This window comes from Streptomyces sp. NPDC014801, assembly GCF_043082085.1.
Taxonomy (GTDB): Bacteria; Actinomycetota; Actinomycetes; order Streptomycetales; family Streptomycetaceae; genus Streptomyces.
Genome location: NZ_JBIBXG010000003.1, coordinates 513191 through 533762 on the forward strand (window position 1 = coordinate 513191; position 20572 = coordinate 533762).

Sequence of the window (20572 nt, forward strand, 5' to 3'; positions counted from 1 at the left end):
CCCGCGGCTACGGTCTGACCAGCAGCTGGAAGTCGAACGTGTAGCGCGAGGCGCGGTAGACATGACTGCCGTGTTCGACCGCGCGGCCCGTGTGGTCGTAGGCCGTGCGCTGCATGGTCAGCAGGGCGGCGCCCGCGCGCTCCTCCAGGCGGGACGCCTCCTCGGCCGTCGCGGAGCGGGCGCCGACGCGCTGACGGGCGCTGTGCAGGGTGATCCCGGCCGCGCGCAGCAGCCGGTACAGGCCCGTCGTCTCCAGCCGGGCGGTGTCGAGGTCGAGCAGCGTCGCGGGCAGGTGGTTGCACAGCAGCGCCACCGGCCGGCCGTGCGTCAGGCGCAGCCGCTCCAGCAGCACCACCTCCTCGCCCTCGGCGATCCCCAGCGCCGCGGCCACTTCGGCGCCCGCCGGCACCCGCTCGTGGCGCACGACCCGGGTGGAGGGGCCCTGACCGGCCGCTTCCAGGTCGTCGTAGAGACTGCTCAGCTCCAGCGGGCGCCGGACCTGGCTGTGCACCACCTGCGTGCCCACCCCGCGGCGCCGCACCAGCAGGCCCTTGTCGACCAGGGACTGGATCGCCTGGCGCACCGTGGGGCGGGACAGGCCGAGCCGGGCGGACAGGTCGACCTCGTTGCCCAGCAGGCTGCCCGGGACGAGCACGCCGCGGCCGATGGCCGCCTCCAGTTGCTGCGCCAGCTGGTGGTAGAGCGGCACCGGACTGCCCCGGTCCAGCGCGAAGTCCAGCGCGTCCGTGCCGGACCCGGCGGCGCGGGCTCTCGTCATGACACCCCCCTCACAGATGGCGGCGGCGGTCCGCCACCCGCTGCTCGTAGCGCGCGCGGGCGGCGACGGCGGCCTCACGGCCCGCCACCTCGGCGACCGGCACGTCCCACCAGGCCTCGGGCGGGGGAGCGGTCGGCGCCGGATCCGTCTCCACGTACACGCAGACCGGCCGGTCCGCGGCGCGCGCCGCCGCCAGGGCCTCGCGCAGCTCGGCCACCGTCTTGGCGCGCAGCACCTCCATGCCGAGGCTCGCCGCGTTCGCCGCGAGGTCCACCGGCAGCGGCGGCCCGGTGAACGTGCCGTCGGCGGCCCGGTGCCGGTAGGCGGTGCCGAAGCGCTCGGCGCCGGTCTCCTCCGACAGGCCGCCGATCGAGGCGTAGCCGTGGTTCTGGATCAACACCAGCTTGATCGGCAGGCCCTCCTGGACGGCCGTGACGATCTCGGTCGGCATCATCAGATACGTCCCGTCGCCGACCAGCGCCCACACGACGGTGTCCGGCGCGGCCTGCCGCACCCCGATCGACGCCGGGATCTCGTAGCCCATGCACGAGTAGCCGTACTCCAGGTGGTACTGCCGGGGGCTCCGCGCCCGCCACAGCTTGTGCAGGTCGCCGGGGAGCGAACCGGCCGCGTTGATCACCACGTCCGTGTCGCCGACGACGCCGTCCAGCGCGCCGAGCACCTGCGTCTGCGTCGGCACCGCGCTGTCGTCCGCCGCCCGGTACGCGGCGTCCACGACCCCCTCCCAGCGCTCCTTGCCGGCCCGGTACTCCGCCTCGTACGCCGCGTCGACGCGATGCCCGGCCAGCGCCGCCGTCAGCTTCTCCAGCCCGCTGCGTGCGTCGCAGACCAGCGTGCGCGCCGCCAGCTTGTGCGCGTCGAAGGCGGTGACGTTGAGGTTCACGAACCGCACGTCCGGGTTCTGGAAGAGGGTGCCGGAGGCGGTCGTGAAGTCGGAGTAGCGGGTGCCGACGCCGATGACGAGGTCGGCGGTGCGGGCGAGCTCGTCGCAGACGGCCGTGCCGGTGTGGCCGATGCCGCCCACGTCGGCGGGGTGGTCGTGGCGCAGGGAACCCTTGCCCGCCTGGGTGGAGGCGACCGGGATGCCGGTGGCGTCGGCCAGGGCGCGCAGCGCGTCCTCCGCCTCGCTGTGGTGCACGCCGCCGCCGGCCACGATCAGCGGCCGGGACGCGGCCCGGATCGCGCGGGCGGCCTCGGCGAGTTCGACCGGGTCCGGCGCCGTCCGCCGTACGAACCACACACGCTCGGCGAAGAACTCCCGCGGCCAGTCGTACGCCTCCGCCTGCACGTCCTGCGGCAGGGCCAGGGTGACCGCGCCGGTCTCGGCGGGGTCGGTGAGCACCCGCATGGCCTGCAGCGCGCTCGCGATCAGGGCCTCGGGGCGGGTGATGCGGTCGAACCAGCGGGAGACCGGGCGCAGCGTGTCGTTCACCGACACGTCGGCCTCCACCGGGTGCTCCAGCTGCTGGAGCAGCGGGTCGGCGGGGTGGGCGGCGAAGTAGTCGCCGGGCAGCAGCAGGACCGGCAGCCGGTTGATGGTGGCGAGGGCGGCGCCGGTGACGAGGTTGGTGGCGCCCGGCCCGATCGACGTCGTCACCGCCTGCGCGGACAGCCGGTTGAGGTGGCGGGCGTAGCCGACGGCGGCGTGCACCATGGCCTGCTCGTTGCGGCCCTGGTGGTACGGCATCACGCCGGCGTGCTCGACGAGCGCCTGGCCGATCCCGGCGACGTTGCCGTGGCCGAAGATCCCCCAGGTGCCGGCGATCAGCCGGCGGCGCACGCCGTCGCGTTCGGTGTACTGCGCGGCGAGGAACCGCACCAGGGCCTGGGCGGTGGTCAGTCGCAGGGTGCGCTCGCTCATACGGACGTCTCCGGGGCGGTGTAGAGGGGCAGACGGGGGTCGACGGGCTGCCCGGGCCAGGTGTCACGGATCCAGGCGTGGTCGGGGTGGTCGCAGATCAGCCAGGCGCGCTCGGCCTCGGGGCCCGCCATGACGTTGAGGTAGTACATGTGATGGCCCGGCACGGCCATGGACGGTCCGTGCCAGCCGTCGGGGATGAGGACGACGTCGCCGTCGCGCACCTCGGCCAGCACGTCCGTCTCGCGGCCCGGCCCGGACGGGGAGACCCGCTGGTAGCCGAGGCCGGGGACGCCGTCGTGCGCGGCGAACTCGAAGTAGTAGATCTCCTCCAGCACCGACTCCTCGCCGGGGCGGTGCTCGTCGTGCTTGTGCGGCGGGAAGGAGGACCAGTTGCCGCCGGGGGTGAGCACCTCGACGGCGATCAGCTTGTCGCACTCGAAGACGCCGGCCGCCCCGAAGTTGTTGACCTGGCGCGAGCAGCTGCCGGTGCCGCGCAGCTCGACCGGGACCGAGGAGGCCGGGCCGTACCGGGCGGGCAGCCGGCGGGTGCAGCGGGCGCCGGTGAGGGCGAAGCGGCCGCCTGCGGCGGAGGCGACGCTCGTGCGCGCGTCCCGCGGGGCGTACGCGAAGTCGCTCACCGCGCTGAAGATGTCGGCCCGGCCCGCGAGCTCGAAGGCGTGCCGGCCGAAGTCGTCGGTCACGGTCACCGTGCAGGAGCCGGCGAGCGGCAGCACGATCCACTCGCTCTCGCCGGTCTCGAAGGTGTGAGAGCCGCCGGGCGGCAGCTCCAGCACCCGCAGGGCGGAGTGACCCCAGCCGGCCGTCTCGGGGCCGACGTCGACGGCGTACGGCCCGGCGGCCGCCTTGCCCGCGGGCAGGTGGTGCGTCATGAACTCCTCCGTTTCACAGCAGTCTTCCCCGGCGGCCGGCTCACAGCAGCCCGACGGCCGTGTCGACCGCCTCCTCCACGCTTCCCGCGGCCGGGTAGAGCAGCGAGCGGCCCACCACCATGCCGTGGACGGTGGGCAGCCGCAGGGCCTTGCGCCAGCGTTCGTAGGCCGCGTCCTGGTCCTCGCCCACCTCGCCGCCGAGCAGCACGGCCGGCAGCGTGGACGTCTGCAGCACCTCGCCCATGTCGTCGGGGTCCTCGGTGACCGGCAGCTTGAGCCAGGTGTAGGCGGAGGTGCCGCCGAGGCCGGAGGCGATGGCGATGGAGCGGGTGACGGCCTGCGCGGACAGGTCGTTGCGGACCCGGCCGGCCACCCGGCGGGTCAGGAACGGCTCGACGAACACCGGCAGGCGCATCGCGGCCATCTCGTCGATGGCGCGGGCGGTGGCCTCCAGCGTGGTGAGGGAGCCGGGGTCGTCGTAGTCGATGCGCAGCAGCAGCTTGCCGGCGTCGAAGCGGAGCCGGGCGAGGTCGGCGGCGCGGTGCCCGGTGAACCGGTCGTCCATCTCGAAGGCGGCGCCCGCGAGGCCCCCGCGGTTCATCGAGCCCATGACGACCTTGCCGTCCAGGACGCCGAGCAGCAGCAGGTCCTCCAGGATGTCGGCGGTGGCCAGCACCCCGTCCACGCCGGGTCGCGACAGCGCCACGCACAGCCGCCGCAGCAGGTCGGCCCGGTTGGCCATGGCCAGGCCGTGCCCGCCGACGCCGAGCGCGCCGCGGGCCGGGTGGTCGGCGGCGACGATCATCAGCCGGCCCGAGTCGTTCAGCAGGGGCCGGCGGACGCGCCGGGCCGCGGCCTCGGCGACGGCCTCGGGATGCCGGGCGCGGACCGCGACGAGGTCGGGGATGCTGAGGGTCACCAGTTCGCTCCGTTTCCGCGTCCGGGGCTACGCCCGTGCGCCTGGGGTAGGGATCGACCCGTACCGAGGGGCTTGCCGCCTCCCAGGTGTAGGTCCCGGGGACCGCGCGTGTCAATGGTTTGTACTTACATTCGGACCTGCTCGTGAAATGATGTCTTAACAAAGTATTGACAGCGGGCGTCGCAGCGACTTGTATCCCGTCCCAGCGCAACAGCCATGTGACACGGCTCTCGATCCCCCTCCTTTCCCCCGTCGCACACGTCGCACAGTGAGGTGCAGGAAAGATGGACCGCTCTTCCCACTCCCGCAGACTGGCCCCGGTCGTGGCCCTCGCCGCGGCGGCCGCCCTGACCCTCGCGGGCTGCTCCAGCAGTTCCGGCGGCAAGAAGGCCGAGGAAGGAGGGGGTGCCGCCTCCGCCGGCAAGGCCACCACCCCCCGGATGACGGTCGCCCTGGTCACCCACCAGTCGCCCGGCGACACCTTCTGGGACATCGTCCGCAAGGGCGCCGAGGCCGCGGCCGCCAAGGACAACATCAAGCTCGTCTACTCCGCCGACCCCAACGCCGGCGGCCAGGCCAACCTGGTGCAGAACGCGATCGACCAGAAGGTCGACGGCATCGCCATCACCCTCGCCAAGCCGGACGCCATGAAGAGCGTCGTCGCCAAGGCCGGCAGCGCCGGCATACCCGTGGTCGGCCTCAACTCCGGCGTCAGCGACTGGAAGAAGCTCGGCCTGCTGGAGTTCTTCGGGCAGGACGAGACCGTCGCCGGCGAGGCCTTCGGCAAGAAACTGAACGAGGTCGGCGCCAAGAAGGCCGTCTGCGTCATCCAGGAGCAGGGCAACATCGGCCTGACCCAGCGCTGCGACGGCGTGAAGAAGACCTTCTCCGGCTCGGTGGAGAACCTCTACGTCAACGGCACCGACATGCCGTCCGTGAAGGCGACCATCACCGCCAAGCTCAAGCAGGACACCGGCCTCGACTACGTCGTCACGCTCGGCGCGCCCTTCGCGCTGACCGCGGTGCAGTCGGTGGGCGACGCCGGCAGCAAGGCCAAGGTCGCCACCTTCGACCTCAACAAGGACCTGACCAAGGCGATCCAGAACGGCACCATCCAGTTCGCCGTCGACCAGCAGCCCTATCTGCAGGGCTATCTCGCGATCGACTCCCTGTGGCTCTACAAGAACAACGGCAACTACAGCGGTGGCGGCGAGCAGCCGGTGCTCACCGGCCCGGCCTTCGTCGACAAGTCCAACGTCGACCAGGTCGCCCAGTACGCCGCGAAGGGCACCCGGTGATGAGCATGACCCAGCAGGCTGCGCCGGCGGTGGGGACACCGCCGGCCCCCGGCGCCAAGGAGTCCGACGGCCGCACACGGCAGCGCTCCCTGGTGCTCCGGCTGCTCGCGCGGCCCGAGGTCGGCGTCTTCCTCGGCGCCGTGGCCGTGCTGATCTTCTTCCTGATCGCCGCGCCGACCGTGCGCCAGGGCAGCTCGATGGCCACGGTCCTCTACCAGTCGTCCACCATCGGCATCATGGCGCTGCCGGTGGCGCTGCTGATGATCGGCGGCGAGTTCGACCTGTCGGCCGGCGTCGCCGTGATCACCTCGGCGCTCACCGCGAGCATGCTGAGCTTCCAGCTGAGCATGAACGTGTGGACCGGGGTCGTCGTCGCGCTGATCGTCTCCCTCGCCATCGGCTTCCTGAACGGCTGGATGGTGGTGAGGACCGGGCTGCCCAGCTTCCTGATCACCCTCGGCACCTTCCTGATCCTCCAGGGCGTCAACCTCGCCGTGACCAAGCTGGTCACCGGCAACGTCGCCACCGACGACATCAGCGACATGGACGGCTTCGGCCAGGCGAGAAAGGTCTTCGCCTCCTCCTTCGACGTGGGCGGCGTCCAGGTGAAGATCACGGTGGTGTGGTGGCTGGTCTTCGCGGCCCTGGCCACCTGGGTGCTGCTGCGCACCAAGTACGGCAACTGGATCTTCGCCGTCGGCGGCAACAAGGACAGCGCCCGGGCCGTGGGCGTGCCGGTGAACTTCACGAAGATCACGCTGTTCATGACCGTCGGCTTCGGCGCCTGGTTCGTCGGCATGCACAACCTGTTCTCCTTCAACACCGTGCAGTCCGGCGAGGGCGTCGGCCAGGAGCTGATCTACATCGCCGCGGCCGTCATCGGCGGCTGCCTGCTCACCGGCGGCTACGGCTCCGCGATCGGCCCCGTCTTCGGCGCGTTCATGTTCGGCATGGTCAACCAGGGCATCGTGTACGCGGGCTGGAACCCCGACTGGTTCAAGGCCTTCCTGGGCGTGATGCTGCTCGGCGCCGTCCTGATCAACCTGTACGTGCAGCGCACGGCGACGCGGAGGTGAGGTGACATGAGCACCGGCGAAACCCACGGCGCGATCCTTCAGGACACCGCGCCCGAACAGGACACCCCCCTCGTCGAACTGCGGGGGGCCGGCAAGTCCTACGGCAACATCCGCGCCCTGCACGGCGTCGACCTCAAGGTCTTCCCCCACCAGGTGACCTGCGTCCTCGGCGACAACGGCGCCGGCAAGTCCACCCTCATCAAGATCGTCTCGGGGCTGCACCAGCACACCGAGGGCGAGTTCCTCGTCGACGGCCGCCCCGTGCGCTTCACCACCCCGCGCGAGGCCCTCGACCGCGGCATCGCCACCGTCTACCAGGACCTCGCGACCGTCCCCCTGATGCCCGTGTGGCGCAACTTCTTCCTCGGCTCGGAGATGACCAAGGGCCCCTGGCCCATCCGCCGCCTCGACATCGCCCGCATGAAGAAGACGGCCGACCAGGAACTGCGCAACATGGGCATCGTCCTGGACGACCTGGAACAGCCCATCGGCACCCTCTCCGGCGGCCAGCGCCAGTGCGTCGCCATCGCCCGCGCCGTCTACTTCGGCGCCCGGGTGCTCATCCTGGACGAGCCGACCGCCGCCCTCGGCGTGAAGCAGTCCGGCGTCGTGCTGAAGTACATCGCCGCCGCCCGCGACCGCGGCCTCGGCGTCATCTTCATCACCCACAACCCCCACCACGCCTACATGGTCGGCGACCACTTCAACGTGCTGCGCCTGGGCACCCTGGAGCTGTCCGCCGCGCGCAGCGAGGTCGGCCTGGAGGAACTGACCAACCACATGGCCGGCGGCGCCGAACTCGCCGCCCTCAAGCACGAGCTGTCCCAGGTCCGCGGCGTCGACGTCGAGGGGCTCCCCGAGGAGCAGGACCTCTCCGCGCCCCTGGCGACCCCCGCACCGGAAGGAACACCCTGACATGCCCGCAGCCCTCGACCGCATCCGGGTCGGCTCCGCCCCCGACTCCTGGGGCGTGTGGTTCCCCGACGACCCCGTCCAGGTGCCCTGGCGGCGCTTCCTCGACGAGGTCGCCGAGGCCGGCTACGAGTGGATCGAGCTCGGCCCCTACGGCTACCTGCCCACCGACCCGGCCCAACTCACCGACGAGGTGAACGCCCGCGGCCTGAAGGTGTCCGCCGGCACCGTCTTCACGGGCCTGCACCGGGGCCCCTCCGTATGGGAGTCCACCTGGGAGCACGTGTCTGAGGTCGCGGCCCTCACCCAGGCCATGGGCGCGACTCACCTCGTCGTCATCCCCTCCTTCTGGCGGGACGACAAGACCGCCGAGATCCTGGAGCCGCCCGAGCTGACGGCCGAGCAGTGGGCCCACCTCACCAAGGGCATGGAGCGGCTCGGCCACGAGGTCAGGGAGACCTACGGCCTCGACATCGTCGTCCACCCGCACGCCGACACGCACATCGACACCGAGGCCCACGTCGAGCGCTTCCTCGACTCCACCGATTCCGAACTGGTCAACCTCTGCCTGGACACCGGGCACTACGCCTACTGCGGCGGCGACAGCGTGCGGCTCATCGAGGAGTACGGCGAGCGCATCGGCTATCTGCACCTCAAGCAGGTCGACCCGGAGATCCTCGCCGAGGTCCGGGCGCAGGAGGTCCCCTTCGGGCCGGCCGTGCAGCGCGGCGTGATGTGCGAGCCGCCGTCCGGCGTGCCGCCGCTGGAGCCGGTGCTGGTGGCCGCGCAGAAGCTGGGTGTGGACCTGTTCGCCATCGTCGAGCAGGACATGTACCCGTGCGAGCCGGACAAGCCGCTGCCGATCGCCGTGCGCACCCGGCGCTTCCTGCGCTCCTGCGGGGCCTGAGCGCTCCGGGGACGGGTGGGGGCGCCGCGGCCCGACAGGACGCGTCGGGCGGGCGCTCCTATGCTGGTCGTAACCGGTGTGACCGTTGGTACCACTGGTGCACCAGGGCCGTGGGCCTGTGCGCTGCGGCCGCTGTCCCGCCGCCTTCCACGACGTTCGCGGGGCGTTCCCTCCCGTCTTCTCCCGGGGAGCAAGCCCATGCCGTACGCGTCCACCCGGCTGCGCAGGTCGGCCGTCGCCGTCGCCGCTCTAGGCGTCCTCGCGGTGCCGGCCGCGGGCGGCACCGCCCTCGCCCTGCCGGCCGCGGCCCCCACGCCGCCGTCCCCCTCGGACACCTCCTCCGCGCCCGCCACCTCCCCGACTTCCTCGGGCACATCCCCGTCCTCCTCGGGTACGTCCCCGTCCTCCTCGGGCACCTCGTCGGCGGCCGCCACCTCACCGTCCCCCGTCGGCGGCGAGGTGCGCACGCTCACCCCCGCCGTGCAGGGACAACTCGACGCCGCCGTACAGCGGGTGATGCGGCAGGCGAACGTCCCGGGCGTGACCGTCGGCGTGTGGACACCCCACCAGGGGCAGTACGTCAGGTCGTTCGGCGTCGCCGACAAGTCCACCGGCGCGAAGATGTCCCCCGACCTGTACCTGCGGATCGGCAGCGAGACGAAGACCTTCACGGTCACGGCCGTGCTGCAACTCGTCGACCAGGGCAAGGTGCGCCTCGACGACACCATCGACCAGTACGTCGCCGGCGTGCCCAACGGTGACAAGATCACCATCCGGCAGCTGGCCGGGATGCGCAGCGGACTGTTCAACTACTCGCAGGACGAGAGCTTCTTCAAGGCGCTCACCTCGGACCCGACGCGCCCCTTCACCCCGCAGCAGCTCCTCGCCTACTCCTTCAAGCACCCGGTGCTCTTCCCGCCCGGTCAGCAGTTCTACTACTGCAACACCAACCTGATCCTGCTCGGCCTGGTCGTCGAGAAGGAGAGCGGACAGCACCTGAACGACTACATCCAGCAGAAGATCCTCGACCCGGTCGGCCTGCGCCACACGCTCTTCCCGACCGGCGCGGAGTTCCCCGACCCGCACGCCCAGGGCTACACGAACCAGACCGCGACCGGGAAGGTCGAGGACTCGGCCGACTGGAACCCGTCCTGGGGCTGGGCGGCCGGCGCGATGATCTCCCAGCTGGACGACCTGCGGGTGTGGGCCCGCACGGTCGCCACGGGCAAGCTGCCCGACGGCGGCGACATGATCAGCCCCGCGACGCAGGCCCAGCGGCTGATCACCCCGCCGACGGCCATCCCGGGCGCCGGCTACGGTCTCGGCATCTTCAACGTGCAGGGCTGGATCGGGCACAACGGCTCCCTGCCCGGCTACGAGTCCCTGACCATCTACCTGCCGTCGGCGCAGGCGACGGTCGTCGTCATGCTGAACACCGACATCGACTACCAGAACCAGGAGCCCAGCACCCTCTTCGGCCAGGCCGTCACCCGGATCGTCTCCCCGAACCACATCTTCGACCTGCCGGCGGAACCGGCGGCGCACTGACGGGAAGGAGCGCGTCCGCGAGGCCCGGACGTCTTTGTGGCAGTCCAAGGGCCGGACCCCGTGCAGGCGGTCCGGCCCCGGAACGAGCGGCGGGCTGAGGTCAGCCGCCGAACCAGCCGTTGAGGTCGGCGACGACCTGGACGCCGCCCGTGTGGTTGGTGAAGGTGATCCTGCCGTCGACGACCGGGACGACCACCAGGTTGGAGATCGTCTTCCCGGCCGTGTAGTTGAGGTTGGACACCACGGGCCGCGGGCGGCCGTGCGGGTGGACGATGAGGAAACTGTCCGCGGTCGGCGCCGTGACCGTCACGTTCAGCACGACGGCCGTGACGCCTTCAGCGGGAACGCCGGCCACGCCCGTGACCTGCATGCTCACCACTCCGCCGGGGCCGACCGCCCCCGCGCGGGCACCGAGACCGCTGCGGGTGTCGAGCAGCCGTACCGGGTCGGCGGCGGTGAACGCCGCTCCCTGGGCGGAGTAGTAACCGGTCACATCGGCGAGCAGATCGACCGCGCCCGCGCTGTTGCGCAGCGCCACCGAGCCGTTCACCACCGGAACGACCACCAGGTTCGGCAGGGTCTGTCCGGCCGTGTAGTTGATGTTCGACGCGGTCGGCACGGCCTGACCGTCCGGGTAGACGGTGACGAAGCCGTTCGCCGTCGGAGCGACGGCCGTGACGTTCATGACCACCGCGGTCACCCCCGTCGTGGGCACCCCGCGCACCCCGGCGACCTTCAGCTTCACCGTGCCGCCCGCGCCGACGCGGGCCTTGGGGGCGCCGATGCCGGACCGGGTGTCCAGGAAACGCGTCGGGTCGATGGGCGTCAGCACCGACCCCGTGTCCTGCGCGGCCGTGTAGTAGCCGGCCACGTCGGCGACGATGTCGACCGTCCCCGCGCTGTTGCGCAGGTCCACCGTGCCGTTGCTCACGGCCACGGTCACCAGGTTGGAGAGGGTCCTGCCCGCCGTGTAGTTGAGGCTGGACGCCGACGGCACCGGCCGGCCGTCGGGGTGGACGGTGAGGAAGCCGTTGCTGGTCGGGGCGACGGCGGTGACGTTCATGACGACCGCGGTCACACCGGTGGCGGGGATGCCACCCACCCCGGCGACCTTCAGCTTCACCGTGCCGCCCGCGCCGACCCGGGCCTTGGGGGCACCGATGCCGGACCGGGTGTCCAGGAAACGCTGCGGCGTGACCGGGACGAACCGGCCGGGCGTCGTGGCCGCGGCCTGCGTCACGGTGTAGGCGTCCGGCAGGTATCCGGGCGAGCGGGTGCCGCTCGTGTAGCCGGGGCTGTCCGCCACCAGGTCGTAGCGGCCCGGCGGCAGGTCACGCGTGCCCAGCAGCACGGTCAGGGAGGTGCCGCCCGGCCCGACGGAAACCGGTGGGTTCATCCGGTAGCCGCTGCCGGTGTCGCTGTTGCGCAGCTCGATCTCGGTGCCGAGCGTCAGCCCGGAGCCGTACAGCACGACCGGGTGCGCCGTCCCGGCCGGACCGCTCGTGCTGCTCAGCCGGGACACGTCCGCCCGGGGCGGGTAGGTGCCGCAGCCGGACTTGCACACGCCCTGCATCGTGTACTCGTACGGCGCCGCGGCGTCGCCGGGACCCAGCAGGAGCACGTACTGCCCGCTGGGTGCGGAGGCGCTGGTCAGGCAGTGGAACCGGAACTCGCCGTAGCTGCCGGAGCACTGGTACGAGTAGTCGGTGGTCGCGCCGAAGGCGTTCGGCGCCAGCAGGCTGAGCGACGGCATGTCCGTGCCCACCGAGCTGTCCGCGCCGTACACGTCGAAGGACAGGTTCGGCTTCATGGAGAGGACCGCGCAGTAGGCCGTGGCGGACTCCGTCAGGACCCCGCTGCGCGGCGCGAAGCCCGCCGGCGACACGGTGTTCGCCGTGCACTCCGGCGCCCAGCCGGCCGCGGTGCCGATCCGCCAGGTGTCCAGGTAGGCGGTGATCGGCGTGGTGGCGTACCCGTTGGCCAGGGCGAAGACGAGATAGGACGCGGAACCGCTGACCCGGCAGGTGCCGGCGGTGCCCGGGGCGCGGCACAGGACGGTTCCCGAGCCGTCGACCACTCCGAGCGTGGCGCCCGTGCGGTAGGCCGCGTCCGGGGCGCGCACGGACAGCCACAGCTTGTCCGCGGCCGCCGCCGTCACCCGCAGGCACGTGCTGTCGAGCGCGCCGTGGAAGGTGTACGCGGTGGAGGGCCCGCCGACGGCCAGCGACCTGGGCGCCGCGCACCGGGCCGTCGCGGAGATGTCCCGCCGGACCAGCTTGTACGTGTCGGCGGCGTAGCCGTTGTTGGTCAGCAGGACCGTGTACGCGGCCCCGCCGGTGAAGCGGCAGGTCGTCGTGGAGGAGCCGACGGTGGCGCACACCTGGTCGCCGGCGGTGTCGTGGATGCGCAGCGCCGCGGTGACCCGGTTGCTGTCGTTGGTGTAGTCGAGCAGCTCGGCGGTGGAGTGCGCGTCGGCCGCCAGGGACAGGCACGCGGTCTGCCCGGGCCGGAGCGCGACCTGCGCGCCGAAGTGGTCACCGAAGGCGGACTGCGCCCACGCCGTGCAGCCCGCCGCCTCGCCGGTGCGCTGGACGGCCAGCCGGTACGTACCGGCCGACGGAGCGGACAGCACCGCGTGGAACGGGGCGGTCCCGGTCAGCTTGCAGACCGTCGGCGCGCCGTCGTCGGCGCACTGGGCGGTGCCCGCCGCGTCGAACACCCGCACAGCCGGGTGGACGTCGTCCGACGTCCCCTGGTCGACGAGGTAGACGCCCCGGCCCGAGCCGGTGGGCAGCCCCAGGCACACCGTCTGCCCGGCGCCGGTGAAGGTGCCGCTCGCCGGGCCGGACGCGAAGCCGTCGTCGCGTACCGGGGTGCAGCCCTGCGTCTGGGAGGTCGGGTAGAACCAGACGCCGTACGCGTCGGTTCCGGTGCCGCTGCGGCCGTCGCGGGCCCAGGTGTAGTCGCCGGCGGTCAGGCCGCAGGGCGTGGACGGGTCCAGGACGCAGACCGGTGTGCCGTCCGCGCGGTGCAGCCGGCCGGCGATCGGGGTGTCCGTGGTGCCGCCGGCGCCGAGCGCGCCGAACAGGTGGGGCCCGGCGGTGCGGACCCTCAGGATGCGGCAGCGGGCGGACGACGCGGTGTCCGGGACCGTGCCGTACGCCTGCGGCTCGACGGCCGGGCAGCCGGCCGGGTGGGACAGCCGGGCCAGCGTCACCGTGTTGCTGTCGTCGGCGGCGCCGGACCGCTCGTTGGCGAGGACGCGGAACGGCGCCTCGCCCTTCAGCACGCAGTCGAGGTCCGTGGTGTCCGCGGTGCGGGTGTCGCAGACCGGCGTACCGGCGGCGTCGTACACCGTCGCGTGCACGGGCCAGTGGGCCAGGTGCAGGCGCAGCGTCTCGCCGGCCGCCGTCGGCAGGGTGTAGCAGACGCCGGCGGAGCCCGCCGCGAGGCCGCCCGGCAGAACGGCCGGCGCGCCGAGAGCCGTGTCGTCCTCGGTCACCGCGGTGCAGGTGGAGTCCGACAGAAACGCCTTGTACGCCACGGAGAACGCGCCGCCGGTGCTCCAGAAGCTGCTGACGCGCAGCGTGTGGTCGCCGGCCTGCCGGGTCGGGCAGCGCCGGACCCCGTAGGAGCCGTCGGGCTGGTCACAGGTGACGGCGGTGCCGTCGGGCGCGGTCAGCGAGACGTCCGCGGGATAGCCCTGCGCGTCGACGACCTGGACGAACACCAGGTCGCCGGCGCGGGGCACGTCGAGGGTGAAGCCGGCTCCGCCGGCGGGGAGGGCGGAGCAGGTGTGGACGGCGCCGGGAGTGAGGGACCCGGAACAGGTGTCGGCCGCGCCGCCCTCGCCGATGCCGGCGGCGATCTGGCGGGCGGCGAGGAGGTGCGAGTCGGTGGCCTTGGACGGCTTGGGCGCCGCCTCGGATGTCCGGGACGGCGTGGGTGCCGCCTCGGATGTCCGGGCCGCCGGCTTCGGCGTGGGCCCGGCGGCCGCGGAGGCGGTGCCGGCCGGTCCGAGAACGGAGGCGGCGACGGCGACGACCAGCGCGAGGAGCGCGCCCACGCGCGGCCCTCTCGCCTGTCTCCGCCTGCGTGCGAACGTCAAGTGGTCCCCCCTTGGACGACTGCGGTGAGAAGCAGGCGGAGTCTAACGATGATTCGATCGTCTGTTCCTGCTGGTTTTCCGCGTCCAGAGGGCATCCGACGGTGCATCAGGTCAAAGGGGACGGAGACATGGCTGCGCGGGACCGGACGGTGATCCGGGCGGGGTGGGCGGGGAGCCTGGCGTACCTCAGGCGTCGCGTACCTCCGCGAGGGTCACCGGGCGGTGCTCGCGCAGGGAGAGCGTGCACGCCTCGGCGATCCAGCCCGCCTCCAGCGCGTCCGCGACCGTGCACGGGGAGGGCCGGGTGCCGGCGATCACCTCGGTGAACGCGGCGAGTTCGGCGCGGTAGGCGGCAGTGAAGCGGTCCATGAAGAAGTCGAACGGGGTGCCGGCGGGGAAGGTGACGCCCGGCTCGGCCGAGCGCAGCGGCAGCCTGTCGTCCAGGCCGACGGCGAGCGAGTCGGCGAACCCGTGCAGTTCCATGCGGACGTCGTAGCCACGGCCGTTGTGCCGGGAGTTGGAGACCACGGCGAGGGTGCCGTCGTCGAGGGTGAGCAGCGCGCCCGTGGTGTCGGCGTCGCCGGCCTGCCGGATGTAGTCCGCGCCCCGGTTGCCGCCGACCGCGTACACCTCGGTGACCTCGCGGCCGGTCACCCAGCGGATGATGTCGAAGTCGTGCACGGAGCAGTCCCGGAAGATGCCCCCCGACGCGGCGATGTAGGCGGCCGGGGGCGGCGCCGGGTCCAGCGTGGTCGACCGCACGGTGTGCAGCGTGCCCAGTTCCCCGGACCGCACGGCGGCGCGGGCCGCGGTGAAGCCGGCGTCGAAGCGCCGGTTGAAGCCGATCTGGATCGGCACGTCGGCGCCCTGGACGGCCCGCAGCACCTCGACGCCCTCGGCCATCGTCCGGGCGACCGGCTTCTCGCAGAACACGGGCACGCCGGCCGCCACCCCGGCCCGGATCAGCGCCGGATGGGCGTCGGTGGCCGCGGCGATCACCACCCCGTCCACACCGGCGGCCAGCAGGGCCTCGGGCGAGTCGGCCACCTCGGCGCCGAACCGCTCGGCCGCGGCCTTGGCGGCGTCCGCGAAGGGATCGGCGACGACGAGCGACTCGACGGCGTCGAGCCCGGACAGGGTCTCGGCGTGGAAGGCGCCGATACGGCCGAGGCCGAGGATTCCGATACGCATGGTGCTCCTAGGAGAAGGATCCGGGGGAAGGGAAGCGGGGTGTGCCGGTCAGTCCAGTCCGCCGAGGACGTTCTGGTCCCAGTCGATCACCGAGCCGGTGACCACTCCGGACCGGTCGGACAGCAGGAAGACCACGAAGTCGGCGATCTCGTCCGGTCGGCCGAGCCGCCCCATCGGCAGCCGCGCGGCGGCCTGTTCCCGCCAGTCGTCACCGGCCCCGTGGAAGGCGCGCTGGGTGGCGTCCTCGCCCTCGGTGGCGGTCCAGCCGATGTTCAGGCCGTTGATCCGGATCCGGTCCCAGCGGTGCGCGTGCGCGGCGTTGCGGGTCAGTCCCGCGAGCCCCGCCTTGGCCGCCACGTACGGGGCGAGGAAGGGCTGCCCGCCGTGCGCGGAGGAGGTGATGACGTTGACGATGGTGCCGGGCGCCCCGCGGGCCAGCATGTCGGCGACGGCCGCCTGCATCGCGAAGAACGGCCCCTTGAGGTTGACCGCGATGTGCCGGTCGAACAGCTCGGGGGTGGTGTCCAGCAGGGTGCCGCGCGCGGTGAGCCCGGCGGAGTTCACCAGGCAGTCGACCCGGCCGAAGGCGTCCACCACCGCGGTCACTGCCGCCTTGGCCTGCGTGGCGTCGGCGAGATCGGCCCGTACGTACAGCGCCTTGCCGCCGGCGGCCGCGAGCTGCGCGACGAGGGCCTCGCCCGGCTCGGGGCGGCGCCCGGAGACGGCGACGGCCGCGCCCTCCCGGACGGCGGCCCGGGCGACGGCGGCGCCCACGCCCTGGCTGCCGCCGTTGACCAGCACGACCTTGTCGTCGAGAAGTCCCATGCCTCAGCTCTCCCGTCGGGCGGCGGCCGCGCGCAGCTCCTCGCGCAGCGTCTCGGGGGTCCACTCCTCGGCGAGCGCCCGCCGCAGCAGATCGCTCTGCGCGGGCGGGGCCAGCCCCTCGACCGGCGGGTCCCGGTCGAGGTTGGTGGGGAAGGGGTAGCCCTCCGCGCTCGCGGCGATCACCCGCTCCAGCCACTCCTCGCCCACCCCTTGGGCCTTGCGCCGCAGCAGCACGGGGTAGACGGCGCCGGCCACGGCCGCCCGGTCCACGGTCTCCATGGCCCGCCCGAAGGCGGAGGAGATCTGCAGCAGGTTGGCCATGCGGCGGATGTCCGCCGAGCGGTTGGCGCCGGCCGCGTGGAAGAGGGCCGGGTTGAAGAACACCGCGTCCCCCTGGGCGAGCGGCAGCTGCACATGGTGCCCGGCGAAGTACTCCCGGAACTCCGGCAGCCGCCAGGCCAGATATCCCGGCTCGTACAGCTGGGAGTACGGCAGGTACAGCGTCGGCCCGGACTCCACCGGCATGTCGCCGTGGGCGACGGCGCCCTGGAGGGTGAGCACGGGGGAGAGGCGGTGCACGTGCGCGGGGTAGGCGGCGGCCACGTCGTTCGCGAGGAACCCCAGGTGGTAGTCGCGGTGCGGCTGCTGTGCGTCGCCGCCCGGGTTGACCACGTTGACCTGCGAGGTGACCTGGTAGCCGGGGCCGAGCCAGGCGTCCGCCACCAGGGCCACCACGTCGTTGGCGTAGTAGTCGGCGAACGCCTCCGGGTCGTGCCGGGCGGCCTTCTCCAGGGCGTTCCACACGCGGTCGTTGGCGCCGGGCCGGGCGAAGTGGTCACCGGCCGTGTGGCCCGCGGCGCGCTGCTCGGCGATCAGCGCGTCGAACACGGCGGTGAGCCGGTCGACGACCGCCGGGTCGGGGAAGGCACCCCGGAAGACGGCGAGGCCGGGGCCGTCGGCGAGGACCCGGACGATCTCGGCCCGGACGGCGGGACCGCGGTCCAGGCGCCGGGCGTCGTAGACCGGCACGTTCCGCTCGACGGAGGCGGCGTGCGGCCAGTCGGCGGGGTCGGTCCTCCGCTCGACCAGCGCGCGGAAGGCCGCCAGGTCGCAGTCCCGCTCCGACAGCCGTGCGGGGCGGGAGGCCGGCGAGGAGTGGGGCGCCGGAGAGGGCAGGGGTGCGGTGGAGCCGCGGGATGCCGTGGGGTGCTGCGGTGCGGCCGGGTGGCGGGGTGCGGTGGAGGACATCGCCGTCCCTTCGGGTCATGGCGCGACGCGGTTCATGAAGCACCGCGGCTCTGTCATTCTTGTCAGGACAAACACGGCGAACAACCGGCAGGCAGCCATCAAAAACCCCTCAAGGAGCCGACCGTGGGGCACCCCTTCCCGATCAAGGAGATCGCACGTCAGGCGGGTCTGAGCGAGGCCACGGTCGACCGGGTGCTCAACGCACGCGGCGGGGTGCGGGCGTCCACCGCGCAGGAGGTCCACCGGGCCATCGCCGACCTGGACCGGCAGCGCACCCAAGTGCGGCTCGTCGGCCGCACCTTCATGATCGACATCGTGATGCAGGCACCGGAGCGGTTCTCCACCGCCGTACGGGCCGCCCTGGAGGCGGAGTTGCCGTCCCTGCACCCGGCCGTGCTGCGTTCGCGCTTCCACTTCCGGGAGACCGGGCCGGTGGAGGAGCAGGTGCGCGTCCTGGACCGGATCGCCCGCCGGGGCTCCCAGGGCGTGCTGCTCAAGGCGCCGGACGTGCCCGAGATCACCGCCGCCGTCGGCCGGCTGACCGCCGCCGGCATCCCGGTGGTCACCCTCGCCACCGACCTGCCCGCCAGCACCCGCGTCGGCTACGTCGGCATCGACAACCGCGCGGCCGGCGCGACCGCCGCCTATCTGACGGGCCAGTGGCTCGGTGACCGGCCCGGCAACGTCCTCACCAGCCTCAGCAGCGGCTTCTTCCGCAACGAGGAGGAGCGCGAGATGGGCTTCCGCAGCGCCATGCGCGCCCGGCACCCCGAGCGTGTCCTCGTCGAGATCGCCGAGGGGCAGGGACTGGACGCCACCCAGTACGACCTGGTCCGGGCCGCCCTGGAACGCGACCCGGAGATCCGCGCCGTCTACTCGATCGGCGGCGGCAACATCGCCACCCTGCGCGCGTTCGCCGACCTCGGCCGGGAGTGCGCCGTCTTCGTCGCCCACGACCTCGACCACGACAACACCCGCCTGCTGCGCGAGCACCGGCTGTCCGCTGTCCTCCACCACGACCTGCGGCAGGACCTGCGCGAGGCCTGCCACCTGGTGATGCGGGCGCACGGCGCGCTCCCACCGGCCGGGCCCACCCTGCCGTCGGCGATCCAGGTCGTCACCCCCTACAACATGCCGCCGCAGGCCGCCCGATGACCGGCGCCGGGCGAGTGCGCACCGAGCGCGTGACGATCGAGGGCGTGGAGTTCACCGTCACCCTCACCCCGGGCGACGGCATCGGCCTGCTCGCCCTGCACGCCAGCGTGGAGGGCGGCACCGGCGAACTCGCGGACGAACTGACCGGGCGGTGCGGCGCGACCAGCCTGGTGTACCGGCAGTGCGACGGCGACCCGGTGCACATCCCCTCGCCGCGCATGGGCGCCGCGCCCTGCGCCCTGCTGCGCGACTTCCTCACCCGGGTCGACGCCGTCGTGTCGCTGCACGGGCACCTGCGGACGGCCGCGCCCCGCGCGATCTTCCTCGGCGGCGCCGACCGGGACGCGGCGCGGCTGTTCGCGGGCGCGCTGGAGACGCTGCGGCCGCGGTTCGAGCCGGTCGCCGACCTGGCACGGATCCCCGTCGCGCTGCGCGGCGTCCACCCGCGCAACCCGGTGAACCTGGCCGGCGGCCGGGGCGTCCAAGTGGAACTGCCGCTGCTGGCCCGCACCACGACCCCGGGCGGCGCCGACGTACCCCCGCGGGAGGTCGCGGACGCGCTGGCCGACGGTGTGGGACGGCTGCGGGGCTTTAGGCCGCGGCCCTGAGCCGCCGCACGGCCTGCCTGGACAGGAGCCCTGCACGTGCTCGCGGGGCCCGTGGCCGGGCAGACCGAGGAAGCCTCACAAGGTGACCCACGCCCCGCTCGCCGCCGAGCGGGCCATCGCGTCCAGGACGACGGCGCTGTGCACGGCGTCCGCGAGGGTCGCCCCGTACGGGGTGCCCTCGGCGATGGAGCGCAGGAAGCGGTGGCACTCGACGACCTTCAGATCGTCGTACCCCATGGCGTTGGCCGCGCCGGGCTGGAAGGCGGCGTACTCGCCGGCGCCCGGGCCGACGTACACCGTGCTCACCGGCTGGTCCTGGTACGTCGTACCGCGGCTGACCCGCAGCTCGTTCATTCGGCGGAAGTCCCAGAAGACGGCGCCCCTCGTGCCGTGCACCTCGAAGCCGTAGGCGTTCTGCTCGCCGACCGACACCCGGCACGCCTCCAGCACCCCGCGGGCCCCGGAGGCGAAGCGCAGCAGGCAGCCGGCGTAGTCCTCGTTCTCCACCGGACCGAGGGCGCCGCCGGTGGCGCGGGAGTGGCCCGCGGTGGCGCCGGTGGGGCGTGCCCGCTCGGGCACGAAGATCGCGGTGTCGGCGGTGAGGGAGGCGATCTCACCGAGCAGGTACCGGGCGAGGTCGACGCCGTGGGAGGCGAGGTCGCCGAGCACCCCGCTGCCGCCGCGCTCCCGCTCGTAACGCCAGGTCAGTGCACCCTCGGGGTGGGCGGCGTAGTCGCTGAACAGCCGGATGCGGACATGGGTGACGGTGCCGAGTTCCCCCGAGGTGAGCAGCTCGCGGGCCGCCTCGACGGCCGGGGCGTTGCGGTAGTTGAAGCCGACCGCGCCCTGCACGCCGGCCCGGGCGACCGCGTCGGCGACCGCGCGGGCGTCCTCGGCGTTCAGGCCGACCGGCTTCTCGATCCACAGGTGCTTGCCGGCCTCGGCCAGGGCGACGCCGACCTCGCGGTGCAGGAAGTTCGGGGCGGTGACGCTGACCGCCTCCACCCGCGGGTCGGCGGCGAGGTCGCGCCAGTCGCGGGTGGTCGAGGCGAACCCGAACTGCGCGGCGGCCTCCTCCGCCCGGCCCGGCACCTCCTCGGCGACGGCGACGAGGTGCGGCCGCAGCGGCAGCTGCGGGAAGTGGTGCGGCACTCGCGCGTACGCCTGGGTGTGCACCCGCCCCATCCAGCCGAACCCGACGACGGCCACCCCGAGCGTGCGTGCCAT

Annotated in this window: 16 protein-coding genes; 7 read left to right on the top strand and 9 right to left on the bottom strand. The window is 73.1% G+C overall.

The genetic code is table 11. From position 1 onward, the window contains the following. Window positions 1-7 precede the first annotated feature (7 nt). The 4 genes from ACF1AL_RS08955 to ACF1AL_RS08970 are packed head-to-tail and all read right to left on the bottom strand — an operon-like array spanning window position 8 to window position 4469. Window positions 8-778 (bottom strand): GntR family transcriptional regulator, encoded by a 771-nt coding sequence (locus ACF1AL_RS08955; protein ID WP_391659596.1) that lies wholly within the window; start codon window positions 776-778, stop codon window positions 8-10. Between the two features lie 10 nt (window positions 779-788). Next, window positions 789-2660: a 3D-(3,5/4)-trihydroxycyclohexane-1,2-dione acylhydrolase (decyclizing) gene (gene iolD / locus ACF1AL_RS08960; protein WP_391825648.1), complete on the bottom strand. Its 1872-nt coding sequence runs from the start codon at window positions 2658-2660 to the stop codon at window positions 789-791. Beyond that, window positions 2657-3550 (bottom strand): 5-deoxy-glucuronate isomerase, encoded by an 894-nt coding sequence (gene iolB / locus ACF1AL_RS08965; RefSeq protein ID WP_391825649.1) that lies wholly within the window; start codon window positions 3548-3550, stop codon window positions 2657-2659. Before iolB ends, iolD begins: the two co-directional genes overlap by 4 nt. A 40-nt stretch (window positions 3551-3590) precedes the next feature. Then, on the bottom strand, window positions 3591-4469 hold the full coding sequence (locus tag ACF1AL_RS08970; protein WP_391818472.1) for a deoxyribose-phosphate aldolase: 879 nt from the start codon (window positions 4467-4469) through the stop codon (window positions 3591-3593). 284 nt (window positions 4470-4753) lie between these two features. On the opposite strand from ACF1AL_RS08970, the gene ACF1AL_RS08975 reads away from it, so the two are divergent. The 5 genes from ACF1AL_RS08975 to ACF1AL_RS08995 all read left to right on the top strand — a co-directional run bounded on the left by ACF1AL_RS08975 (window position 4754) and on the right by ACF1AL_RS08995 (window position 10210). After that, the gene (locus ACF1AL_RS08975; protein WP_391825650.1) at window positions 4754-5767 is read left to right on the top strand and encodes a sugar ABC transporter substrate-binding protein; all 1014 of its coding nucleotides are present in this window, start codon (window positions 4754-4756) and stop codon (window positions 5765-5767) included. After that, on the top strand, window positions 5767-6843 hold the full coding sequence (locus tag ACF1AL_RS08980; RefSeq protein ID WP_366834883.1) for an ABC transporter permease: 1077 nt from the start codon (window positions 5767-5769) through the stop codon (window positions 6841-6843). Before ACF1AL_RS08975 ends, ACF1AL_RS08980 begins: the two co-directional genes overlap by 1 nt. Before the next feature lie 6 nt (window positions 6844-6849). Next, window positions 6850-7758, top strand: coding sequence for an ATP-binding cassette domain-containing protein (locus tag ACF1AL_RS08985; protein WP_391659600.1), 909 nt, complete (start codon window positions 6850-6852; stop codon window positions 7756-7758). A 1-nt stretch (window position 7759) separates the two neighbouring features. Next, window positions 7760-8662, top strand: a complete 903-nt coding sequence (locus ACF1AL_RS08990; protein ID WP_391825651.1) for a sugar phosphate isomerase/epimerase family protein — start codon at window positions 7760-7762, stop codon at window positions 8660-8662. A gap of 198 nt (window positions 8663-8860) precedes the next feature. Further along, window positions 8861-10210: a serine hydrolase domain-containing protein gene (locus tag ACF1AL_RS08995; protein WP_391825652.1), complete on the top strand. Its 1350-nt coding sequence runs from the start codon at window positions 8861-8863 to the stop codon at window positions 10208-10210. Between the two features lie 100 nt (window positions 10211-10310). Here the strand turns inward: ACF1AL_RS08995 and ACF1AL_RS09000 are convergent, their stop codons facing one another. From ACF1AL_RS09000 to ACF1AL_RS09015, 4 genes are all read right to left on the bottom strand, one after another. After that, entirely contained in the window at window positions 10311-14276 is a 3966-nt protein-coding gene (locus ACF1AL_RS09000) for a hypothetical protein (RefSeq protein ID WP_391825653.1), read from the bottom strand. Window positions 14277-14504: 228 nt separating this feature from the next. Next, window positions 14505-15509 carry a Gfo/Idh/MocA family oxidoreductase gene (locus ACF1AL_RS09005; protein ID WP_391825654.1) on the bottom strand — a complete coding sequence of 335 codons (1005 nt, stop codon included), beginning with the start codon at window positions 15507-15509 and terminating at the stop codon, window positions 14505-14507. 48 nt (window positions 15510-15557) lie between these two features. After that, on the bottom strand, window positions 15558-16334 hold the full coding sequence (locus ACF1AL_RS09010) for an SDR family oxidoreductase (protein ID WP_391825655.1): 777 nt from the start codon (window positions 16332-16334) through the stop codon (window positions 15558-15560). 3 nt (window positions 16335-16337) lie between these two features. Then, a complete protein-coding gene (locus ACF1AL_RS09015; protein ID WP_391825656.1) occupies window positions 16338-17582 on the bottom strand; it encodes a phytanoyl-CoA dioxygenase family protein in 1245 nt (414 codons plus the stop codon). Window positions 17583-17705: 123 nt separating this feature from the next. On the opposite strand from ACF1AL_RS09015, the gene ACF1AL_RS09020 reads away from it, so the two are divergent. Both ACF1AL_RS09020 and ACF1AL_RS09025 read left to right on the top strand, forming a co-directional pair. Next, window positions 17706-18737: a LacI family DNA-binding transcriptional regulator gene (locus ACF1AL_RS09020; protein ID WP_391659607.1), complete on the top strand. Its 1032-nt coding sequence runs from the start codon at window positions 17706-17708 to the stop codon at window positions 18735-18737. Then, a complete protein-coding gene (locus tag ACF1AL_RS09025; RefSeq protein ID WP_391825657.1) occupies window positions 18734-19345 on the top strand; it encodes a poly-gamma-glutamate hydrolase family protein in 612 nt (203 codons plus the stop codon). The genes ACF1AL_RS09020 and ACF1AL_RS09025 overlap by 4 nt, the downstream gene beginning before the upstream one ends. Window positions 19346-19420: 75 nt before the next feature. Here the strand turns inward: ACF1AL_RS09025 and ACF1AL_RS09030 are convergent, their stop codons facing one another. Continuing rightward, a complete protein-coding gene (locus ACF1AL_RS09030; protein WP_391825658.1) occupies window positions 19421-20572 on the bottom strand; it encodes a Gfo/Idh/MocA family protein in 1152 nt (383 codons plus the stop codon).